This window comes from Nonomuraea sp. NPDC052265, assembly GCF_044547985.1.
GTDB lineage: Bacteria > Actinomycetota > Actinomycetes > Streptosporangiales > Streptosporangiaceae > Nonomuraea.
The window spans coordinates 214,219-222,310 of sequence record NZ_JBIUBJ010000015.1; the positions used below are offsets into that span (position 1 = coordinate 214,219).

At 71.2% G+C, this 8,092-nt stretch carries 7 protein-coding genes; 4 read left to right on the forward strand and 3 right to left on the reverse strand.

Features of this window, described 5'->3' with window-relative positions; all coding sequences use genetic code 11:
* Window positions 1–2: 2 nt before the first annotated feature.
* The 3 genes from ACIHAD_RS34920 to ACIHAD_RS34930 all read right to left on the reverse strand — a co-directional run bounded on the left by ACIHAD_RS34920 (window position 3) and on the right by ACIHAD_RS34930 (window position 4,843).
* Window positions 3–1,982 carry a histidine kinase gene (locus ACIHAD_RS34920; RefSeq protein WP_397358983.1) on the reverse strand — a complete coding sequence of 660 codons (1,980 nt, stop codon included), beginning with the start codon at window positions 1,980–1,982 and terminating at the stop codon, window positions 3–5.
* A gap of 407 nt (window positions 1,983–2,389) precedes the next feature.
* Complete coding sequence (locus tag ACIHAD_RS34925; protein WP_397358984.1) at window positions 2,390–3,601, reverse strand: hypothetical protein; 1,212 nt, start codon at window positions 3,599–3,601, stop codon at window positions 2,390–2,392.
* A gap of 144 nt (window positions 3,602–3,745) precedes the next feature.
* Window positions 3,746–4,843 carry a HesA/MoeB/ThiF family protein gene (locus ACIHAD_RS34930; RefSeq protein WP_397358985.1) on the reverse strand — a complete coding sequence of 366 codons (1,098 nt, stop codon included), beginning with the start codon at window positions 4,841–4,843 and terminating at the stop codon, window positions 3,746–3,748.
* Between the two features lie 366 nt (window positions 4,844–5,209).
* Between ACIHAD_RS34930 and ACIHAD_RS34935 the strand changes: the two genes are divergently transcribed.
* The 4 genes from ACIHAD_RS34935 to ACIHAD_RS34950 all read left to right on the forward strand — a co-directional run bounded on the left by ACIHAD_RS34935 (window position 5,210) and on the right by ACIHAD_RS34950 (window position 7,946).
* On the forward strand, window positions 5,210–6,223 hold the full coding sequence (locus tag ACIHAD_RS34935) for a helix-turn-helix domain-containing protein (protein WP_397358986.1): 1,014 nt from the start codon (window positions 5,210–5,212) through the stop codon (window positions 6,221–6,223).
* 86 nt (window positions 6,224–6,309) lie between these two features.
* Window positions 6,310–6,477 carry a hypothetical protein gene (locus tag ACIHAD_RS34940; RefSeq protein WP_397358987.1) on the forward strand — a complete coding sequence of 56 codons (168 nt, stop codon included), beginning with the start codon at window positions 6,310–6,312 and terminating at the stop codon, window positions 6,475–6,477.
* Between the two features lie 27 nt (window positions 6,478–6,504).
* Window positions 6,505–6,891, forward strand: a complete 387-nt coding sequence (locus tag ACIHAD_RS34945) for a metalloregulator ArsR/SmtB family transcription factor (RefSeq protein ID WP_397358988.1) — start codon at window positions 6,505–6,507, stop codon at window positions 6,889–6,891.
* A complete protein-coding gene (locus ACIHAD_RS34950; protein ID WP_397358989.1) occupies window positions 6,888–7,946 on the forward strand; it encodes an ArsO family NAD(P)H-dependent flavin-containing monooxygenase in 1,059 nt (352 codons plus the stop codon). Before ACIHAD_RS34945 ends, ACIHAD_RS34950 begins: the two co-directional genes overlap by 4 nt.
* The last annotated feature ends 146 nt before the right edge of the window (window positions 7,947–8,092 follow it).

The window sequence follows — 8,092 nt, forward strand, 5'->3', positions numbered from 1 at the left end:
GCCTAGGCGGGGACCCAGGAGCGCGTCGGCACCGTCGCGGCCAGCTCGAACCACTCGCCGTCCCGGGCCAGGTCCAGCCGTCCGTCCAGCTCGGCCAGGCGCGTGGTCAGGTTGCCCATGCCGGCCGAGCCCCGGCGGATCGGCTTGGCCTGCGCGCCGTCGTTGCGTACGACCATTCGTACTTCGCCGTCGCGCGTGTTCGTGCTGATCGCGCAGTGGCGGGCGGAGCTGTGCCGCAGCACGTTGGTGACCGCCTCGCGCAGCACGGCGCCGAGCGTGGTCTCCACCTCGGTGCCGAGCATGCCGTGGCCGAGTTCCACCGTGACCTCGATGCCCGCGGTCGCCAGCACCGAGCGCGCCGAGTCCGCCTCGCTCGCCAGCGACAGCCTCCCCCGCTCGCCGGAGACGGTTCGCAGGTCGCCCATGGCCTGCTCGGTCATGGCCAGCACGTCGTCCAGTTCGGCGCGGGCGCGTTCGGGTTCCAGCCGCCTGGCCAGCTCGCTCTTGAGCAGGATCGCCGCCAGCGTGTGCCCGAGCAGGTCGTGCAGGTCACGCGCGGCCCGCAGCCGCTCCTCCACCACCACCGACCTGGCCAGCCCGTCCTTGGCCGCGCTCAGCTCCCGGTCCAGCCGCGCCAACGTGAACAGCCCGTAGATGACCACCCCCGTCACGAGCGTGCTGACCGTGTAGTTCACCACCAGCGGGTACGGCAGGCCGATCACCAGCCCGGCGCCCCCCACCGCCGCCATGACGGCGGCCACCAGCGGCACCGCCGCCCTCAGCCGCAGGGCCAGCAGCAGCGGCCCGGTCAGGAATCCGGCCGTCACCAGCCAGGCCTGCTCGAACACCGGAATCGGGGCGAGCGTCAGCACGCCCATGACGATCAGCGCGATCGGATGCCTGCCCTCGATCGAGCGCAGGTGGATGAAAATGATGACGACCAGCAGGGGAAGGGGCCACCACGAGCCGGCCAGCAGCAACGCCTTGGCCGAGAACCCGACCAGCACCGCCGCGAGCACCGCCGTCGACAGCTTGATGGACAGGGCGGGCGGGTCCGGCAGCGTGGTGCTGGGCAGCACCACCTCCACGAGGACCTGGGCGTTGTCGTCGACGCCGGTGGTGAGCGTGCCACCGGCCGCCGCGACCTGGGCGGGGAGATCGGCCAGGAATTCGTCCGTGGCGCTGGGGGTGCCGTCGTGGGCGAGGCTCAGCCGTACGGTGTCGGCTTCTGTGACGGACTCGATCACGCAGCGGGAGGCGGCGCGGCGCCGGACGATCTCGGTCACGGCCTCGCGCAGGACAGTGGCCAGCAGCGCGCCGGCCGGGCCGAGCGGTTCCGCGTGCCGAATCCGCACCTCGGTGGCGACTCCCGCGGCGATCAGCATGCCCTTGGCGGTGGTGAGTTCGGGGGCCAGCGACATCGCGCGGTAGCCGACGGCGGCGGCTCTGGCCTCGCTCAGCGAGTGCCGGGCCGATTCCACGTCAGGCATGCCCTTCCGGGCGCTGGCCGCGATCGTGTCGAGCGCGGCGCCCAGGCTCTGGTTGAGTTCCGCCGCGATGCGGAGCTGTTCCTCGGCCGCCGCGGTCATCGCCAGCGACAGGCGAGCGGCGGTGACTTCGTCGATCCGGTCCAGCATCGTGGCCAGGCCGTAGATGATCAGGGCGATCAGGATCATGCTGATCATCGGGTCGGCCGGTCCCAGCAGCAGCGCGCTGCCTGCCACCACCGGGGCGAGCGGCCAGGACCTGGTCAGCAGCAGTGAACCGGCGACGAAGCCGAGGATGCCGACCGAAGTGTCGAACGCGAACACCGAACCGTAGGCGGCGGCGGCCTGCAGCGCGATCAACCACCAGGACCGGCGTCGGATGAAGAGCACCTGTAAGCCGAGTACCGCCAGGGCCAGGGGTGACCCGGCTATCACGTAGACGCCTGCTAACCCGGCCAGCACCAGAAGGACGGTCCACTTTGCCCACGTTTGCACCCACGTAGCCTACGAGCGTCGCAGACCCTCATGCAGCCAAGAGCCCTTGCCGTCCTGGAGAACATGGCCGTTGCCTCCCACGCGTGGACGGTTACGTCCCCTACGCGGGCGACCTCAGCGACGGCCTCGCCCTCAGGACCACGATGGTCCCCTGCGGCTCCACCACTCTCCCGGAGTTCGGTCCACGGCCCGGCTGACCCTCGTTGCAGACCAGAAATTCCGGGAGAGCCACGCCAACGGCGGTGATCAGCGTGAGGAGACGGCGAGCGGTCCGGCGGCCAGGGCGCGGCCGTGACCACGGGACCGCCCTGCGCCCTCACCGCCGAGCCGTGCGTCACGCTACGGCCCTGGCGCCGCATCCGTACCGGGAGCCGGTGATCGCCTCGGCTGCCGGTGGGCAGCACCTCTCAAAGAAGCCTGCCCGACCTCCGCAGCCGGCGCTCCCTCAGTGCGAGGAGTGGGGGCAGGGCAAGCTGGGTCGCCACGTACGCCGTCACGGCAAGCGCCTCCCAGAACGCGGTCGAGCCGATCGCGCCGGCGCTCAGCCGTACCAGGCCCCACTGAGCGAGGGCGAGCAGCAGCGGCAGGGCCACGAGCACGAACATGCCGGCCATGACCACGACCCCCGCCACGTACAGCAGGGCGAACCAGCGTGCCACGCGCCGATCACGCTCGCCCGCCGAGGCCAGCTCGGCCGCCTCGGCGGGCGGCAGCCGGAAGAGCCTGGCCTTGGCGGTCAGCCAAGTGACCCGGTACAGGTTGTGGCAGCGCAACGCATTGGCCAGTACGGCGTAGCCGTCACTGCGCATCGGCACCGCGGCCCACTGCCAGGCGATCCCGACGAGCCGATACAACACCACCGCGCCGAGAAGACCGCTCAACGTCTCAGGCAGTGTGAGCATCCCGGCCCTGTCGAGCAGCCGCAGCCCCAATGCCGTCGCCACGACCACGACGTCGATGGCCATGCCCGCCAGGTAGGCCCCGTACCTGCGGCGGCGCGGCACGTTCACGATCTGGGTCAGGTCGGTCTCGAAGACGATGTAGAGGCCCCGGTAACTGACCCTGAAGGTGGCGGGGACGCCGAGCGCCCTGCCCGCGACCCAGTGCCATGCCTCGTGCAGGGCGCTGAACGCGATGTCGACCAGCAGGTAGGTGAGCATCGACAGTGCGGCGCTAGGGAGAAACCAGGCGTCCTTCCATGAAGGGCGTAACTCTGGCGCGAACACCAGGACAGTTACGACGAAGACCGCTGCCGCCGCGTAGCAGGCCCAGCCGGTCCTGCCGAAGAATCTGGCCGCCGTGTCCTGGCTGAGTCCCTCGATCCAGCCGCTGGGGGCTCGCTCCTCGGGAGGTGCGGGCGGGTCGAGCAGGCCGGCGCCGGTGAGACCTTCGAGGAAGTCGGCGCCGTCGACCTCCTCGCCCGCCACCTCGCTCGCCCGTCTCGCGGCCTCGGCGGCCGAGCCGCCTTCCTGCAGGGTGGTGACGAACACCGCGCCCGGCTCGGGCACCGCGACGAAGACTCCGAGGTCGGGGCGGCCCAGGATCCAGGCGTCACCGTCGAACGCGACGGTGAGCCGGGCGGCCCTTTCGCGCAGGTCTCGGTCAACGATGGCGGACATCCGTCCTCCTGGAGCTTGCGGAGCGACAAGGGGAGAGCGCACCCCGGCCTCGGCCGGGGTGCGCTCGCGATGGTCAGGAGTCGGGCGTGTTCAGCCCGGTCAGGCGGGTGTTCTCGATCCGCACGATCTCGATCTTCATGGTGGTCAACTCCTTCCGCAGGTCACACACTTGGGATTGCGGGACCACTCGGCCTGACTCATGGCGCAGGCGCCGGCGAAGTCGATGGTGAGTGGCCGACCGGCGTATGCCGGTGGCTCGAAACCGGTCAGGTAGCGCAGCACCTCGAAGGCGCCGAGCGCGCCGAGCAGACCGGCGACGGGGCCGATGCCCCTGTTGGGTTGCGGCCTGCTGTAGAACAGGCGGGCCGCGGCGATCTCGGCGCTCAGTGCGGGCTCGTCGGGATCGGCGTGGCCTTCGGGCCGGGTCGGATCGGCGGGGACGCAGGCCCTGCAGGCGCTCTCCCCCGGCGCGACCGACCAGACGATTCCCTTGGTGACCGTGATGCCGCCGCGCACGAACGGCACGCCCTGCCCCACACAGGCCGCGTTGACCCAGAGGTCGACCTCCTTGGGCTGGTCGATGCCCGAGGCGACCACGTCGGGGCGCGTCTCGTCGATGAGCTCGGCCAGTTGCTCGGCGCTCTCGACGCCCGTGTCGATCGCCTGGACCTTGACGGCCGGGTCGAAGGCGCGCACCCATTCCGCCGCCCGCTCGACCTTTCTGGCGCCGAGGTCCTCCCAGCGATAGAGGTACTGCCTGGCGAAGTTGCGCACGTCGACGGTGTCCCTGTCGACCAGCGTCATTCTGCCGACGCCCAGCCCGCTGAGATGCGGGATCGTGTTGGAGTTGAGGCCGCCGGTGCCGAGGACGAGCACGTGCGACTCGCGCAACCGGCGTTGCAGGTCCTCGCGGCTGCGTGTCAGCGTGCCGAACGACTCGAAGAAGGCCAGGTTACTGAAGTAGCGCTCGGCTTCGGCGGCGTCGAGGGTGCCCAGGCGCTCGCCGTCCTCCAGCAGTCGTTCGGCGTCGAGGGCCTCGATCGCGCCGAGGACGTCCTGGATGGGGAGCGCCAGTTCGCCGGCGAGCTCGCCGACGGTGCGCCCGCCCTCGTGCAGCAAGGCGAGGAGCTTCTCCACCTGGCCGCCGGGGTCGGTCAGGATCAACTGGTCACGCAGGTCGTACACGAGGCGGAGCTCGTCGCCCACCCGTTCCCAGGCGACGTTCTTGAGTCGTGGCCGCATACGTCCTCCGATGTGTCCGGTGAGCCGTCGTCCTGGAAGCTCGGTGCGCGAACGGCGTTGGGGGTGCCGCTGTGGTCCCGTCCGTGACGACCATGGCCGCTGCGTCGAACGTGTCGTGGAGAACCTCGTTCGGCGGATCCGACCTGGGCAGCATACGTACGGCGGATCATGGAGGTCGTTGGCGCAGCGCGCACTGTTCCTTGGCAACGGCGGCACGAACAGCGGCTCGCACCCCGTACCGGTCGGCCGGCGCGGCCTCAGAATGGCGGATGATGTGGTCGGCGGGGGCGCGCCGCGATCGCCGCATCGGCTGGGCTTCTCGTCACACCGGGTACGTCTCGAAAGCTCGAGATCATGTCGTGAGAGGTGAAATTGGGAATCGTCACCCTGCACAGCACGGACCTGCCGCCCGACCAGCGATTCGACTGGTGGTGCGACCTGATCAGCCACGACGTGGCACCCGTCCGGGTCGTCAGCACCCATGCCGCCGACTTCCGGGCCTCGGCGGGGGCGATCGACCTGGACACCGTACAGGTGACGACCATGTCGTTCCCCGCGCTCAGCTCGGTGCGCACGCCCGCGCTGATCCGCCGCTCCGATCCCGAGAGGTACGAGCTCGCCCTGATCGCCGGGAGCACGATGTGGATCTCCCAGGGCGGCAACGACACCCGGATGGGAACCGGCGACCTGGTGATGTGGGACACCTCCCACCCCTACGAGGGCGGCGCGTTCGACGGGCCGGGGCCGGCACGGGCGATCATCGTGCATCTGCCCAAGGCCGAGCTGCCCCTCCCCTCCAGCAACCTGGACGCGCTCCTGGCCCGCCGGATGCCCGCGCCCGGTGGCATCGGCGCGATCCTCGCCGGCTACCTCAAGACGCTGGTGCGCGAGGCGCCGTCCATGGCCGTCGCGGAGGCCAAGCGGCTCGGCGCCGCCACGGTGGACCTGGCCCTGGCGTTCCTCGCCCATCGGCTGAACGCGCAGGACCGCCTGACGCCCGAGACCCGGCAACTCGCCCTGATGGCGCGCATCCGGGCGTTCGTCGAGCACAACCTCGCCGACGCCGACCTGACGCCCCGCGCGATCGCCCAGCGGCACCACATCTCCGTGCGCTACCTGCAGTTGCTCTTCCAGCGTCAGGGCACGACGCTGACAGCCTGGATCCGCCGCCGCCGCCTGGAGCACTGCCGTGCCGACCTGGCCGACCCGAACCTCGCCCCGCAGCCCATCCATGCCATCGCCGCCCGCTGGGGATTCACCCGCGCCGCCGACCTCAGCAGGTCCTTTCGAGCGGAGTACGGCCTGCCGCCCAAGGACTACCGGCACGAGGCCCTGACCCGCGCCACGTCCGATGCGGACGACAGCCACGCGCGACGATGACGCCGGGGGCGTCCCCGACGTCCGCCAGTGAGCACCGCGACGGCCCTGGAAGACCGTGGTCCGCCGCAAGGGGCCCGACGGGGGCGATGCCGGTCATGCTGCCGGGCCTGACCGTGCTGGTGCGGTTGATCGGCGAGGTGCGGCGGGCGGAGAACGAGCGGCTGCACACGCCGCTGTCCGGCCGGTTGTCGGCCGAGACACGTGCCGCGCTGGTGGGGCTGTTGGGGGGTCGCCCGCCACCACCTATAATTTAGACCGGCATCAAATTAAGGAGTCGCGTCATGGCAGCCCCCGCCACCACCCCATGCTGTGCGCCGATCGCCCGCGAGCCGCTCAGCGAGGCCGAAGCCGCCGAACTGGCCACCCTGCTCAAGGCCGTCGCCGACCCGGTACGGCTGCGCCTGCTGTCGATGATCGGCTCCCACGCCGGCGGCGAGGCGTGCGTGTGTGACCTGACCGGCGTCTTCGACCTGACCGCCCCCACGATCTCCCACCACCTGAAGGTGTTGCGCACCGCCGGGCTGATCGACGGCGAACGCCGCGGCACCTGGGTCTACTACCGGATCATCCCCGAGACGGTGAACAAGCTGGGCGCGCTGTTCGCACCGCTCGCCGCCCCCGCCGGGGCGCAGAACGGCCCGGTGGACGTGGAACTCCTCACCGTATGACCGACGCGGCTCGCCTGGCCGATGTCGTGGTCATCGGCGCCGGGCAGGCCGGGCTGGCGGCCGGCTACCACCTGCGGCGGGCGGGCGTCGACTTCGTCATCCTGGACGCCGGGCAGGCCCCCGGCGGTGCCTGGCAGCATGTCTGGCCGTCCCTGCGGCTGTTCTCGCCCGCGCAGTACAGCTCCCTGCCCGGCCGGATGATGCCGATCCCGGCCGACGGCGGCTGTCCGGACGCCGCCCACGTCGTCGCCTACCTCACCGACTACGAGCAGCGGTACCGGCTGCCGATCGTCCGCCCCGCCGCCGTGCGGGCCGTGCGGCGTGCCGGTCCGCGTCTGGCCGTGGACAGCAGCGCCGGCACCTGGCACGCCCGCGTCGTCGTCAGCGCCACGGGCACCTGGTGGCGTCCCTACGTCCCGCACTACCCCGGCATCCGCGACTTCCGCGGCGAGCAACTGCACACCGCCGGCTACCGTGGCCCCGAGCCCTTCCACGGCCGCCGGGTGCTGGTCGTGGGCGGCGGCAACTCCGCCGCCCAGATCCTCGCCGAGCTCTCCCAGGTCGCCCAGACGACCTGGGCGACGCTGCGCCCGCCCCGGCTGCTGCCCGACGAGATCGACGGCCGCGCCCTGTTCGACCTGGCCACCCGCCGCCACCAGGCCACCCTGGCCGGACAGAACGCCGAAAGCATCGGCGACCTGGGCGACATCGTCGCCGTCCCGTCCGTACGCGAGGCCCGAGATCGGGGCGTGCTCAAGGCCGAGCCCATGTTCTCCCGCATCGCCCCCGACGGGGTGGCGTGGGCCGACGGCAGCACGGCGGCGTGCGACGTGATCGTGTGGTGCACGGGCTTCCGTCCCGCCCTGGCTCACCTGGCCCCGCTACGGCTGCGCGGCCCCGGCGGCGCGATCGGCACCGACGGCACCCGCGCCCTGGCCGAACCGCGCCTGCACCTGCTCGGCTACGGCGACTGGACCGGCCCCGCCTCGGCCACCCTCATCGGCGCCGGCCGCACCGCCCGCCAACTGGCCGCGGAAATCACCGCCCAGCTCTAGTGTGATGCGCCGGAAATTGCTTACTTAAGTACGCTGCTGATTTTCGGTGGTTGGCGGGTTGATCTTGTTGAGGTGGTCGGCGAGGGTTTTGAGGATCTCGTCGGCGGTCTTTGTCCAGGTGAAGGGTCTCGGGTCGTCGTTCCAGG